General features: G+C 48.1%; 1 protein-coding gene. It reads right to left on the minus strand.

Annotation, left to right across the window (positions count from 1 at the left end):
* On the minus strand, positions 1-1,538 hold a 1,538-nt coding region (gene tnpC / locus CYK47_RS15140; protein ID WP_122902592.1), incomplete at its 3' end, for an IS66 family transposase.
* Between the last annotated feature and the right edge of the window lie 205 nt (positions 1,539-1,743).

Here is a 1,743-nt window from a genome sequence, read left to right on the forward strand (position 1 = left end):
AGCCTTTTCAGCACATCACTTAAATAGGCATACGGATCCAAGCCATTGAGCTTTGCTGACTGGATTAAAGTCATGATATTGGCAGCTCGTTGGCCACTGCGCAGCGAGCCAGCAAACAGCCAGTTCTTGCGTCCTAAGGCCCAAGGTCGCATCTGATTCTCTACCCAATTATTGCAAATCGGTAGATTGCCATCATCCAGATAGCGGCTTAAAGCTGGCCAACGCTTCAGCGTGTAATTGATGGCCTTGGCGGTGGGAGAACTCGATGGCACCGTCAGTTGATGTTGGTTGAGCCATTCATACAGTTGTTGCATCACCGGTTGACTATGCTGTTGTCGGTATTCGCGGCGCTGTTCTGCTGTACCATCGGTCTTTTTCCTGAGTTCTGCTTCTATGGCATACAGTTTCTGAATCAGCACTAATGCCTGTTCAGCGACCTGACTTTTTTTGGTCACATGCAGTTCATGGAATTTACGACGCGCATGCGCCATACAGCCCACCTCAACGACCTGGCCTGATTTAAAGCGTGCTTTATAACCACTGTAATCATCACAAACCAGATGACCCTGCCAGTCTTTCAGGAACGCTTCAGCATGCTGACCTGAACGACTATCCTGAAAGTCATAGATCACGGCTTGAACTGGATTGTACTGTGTGGTGGCATAGGCCCAGACATAACCTTTCTTCGGTTTTTTCTCATCATCACCCATCCGCATGATGGTGACTGGTGTTTCATCTGCATGCAGCACCCGCTGTTGCAGCACCACCTGTTTTAAGGCATTGGCCAGAGGTTCCAGTTCTACACCGCAGCGACCTATCCAGTCAGATAAAGTGGATCTGGACAGATCAATGCCAGCCCGCTGATAGATCAGACGTTGACGGTACAGCGGTAAATGATCGGCATACTTCGATACCAGCACATGGCTGAGCAGTTCAGGACTGGCAATACCTTTATCAATCACATAGGCGGGCATCGCTTGCTGAGTCAGGGTGTCACACTGATCACAGACCCATTTGCCACGGACATGCTGTTCCTTGTAGAACTGTGCCGGTCTGAAATGCAGTTTTTCACTGATATCTTCGCCGATACGACGTAACTGGCAGCCACAACTGCATTGGGTTGATGCAGGTTCATGCTCAATACGGATGGTGTGTAGATGATCTGGCAGCAGTCGACGTTTAGGTTTGTTGACTGTGGCTTTGTGTGTCGCTGCATCGGTTTTATCTGCATTTAATCGTTCTAATTCCAGATCAACGGCTGCGATATCTTCTTCGACCGCTTCGTCCCATAGATGGATTTGTTTTGCCGTTAAGTGTTCATTCTTTTGGGCGAATTTATGCTTTTTAAACAGCGCCAGTTCATGCTCGTATGTTTGATTGAGAATAGAAAGATGCTGAACTTTGGCATCCAATTGCTGGTTTGATTTTTCTAATTCTTGATTTGATTGTGCCAGAGACTGATGCTGCATTGCCAACTGCTGGGTAAATTCCAGCAGTTGTTCATGGGTCAGTTGGCTTAAGTCAGGCAGCGTATTCATGACCGCAGTATGCCTGAGGTCATGACGCAGAGGAAATAGAACGTTTGGAGAATAGCAGAATAACCGAGCTTGGTTTAGAGCATTGTGACCACTTGCTGTCGTCCAATGCGCTGCCAGGGCAAACCCTGGATTAATGCCTGTAACTGTTCCGGGTTGAGGGCCACGGTTTCACCTTGGTGAACTTGAGCCCAGTGGAATTTTCCCT

It is taken from the genome of Acinetobacter sp. B51(2017) (assembly GCF_003711395.1).
GTDB lineage: Bacteria > Pseudomonadota > Gammaproteobacteria > Pseudomonadales > Moraxellaceae > Acinetobacter.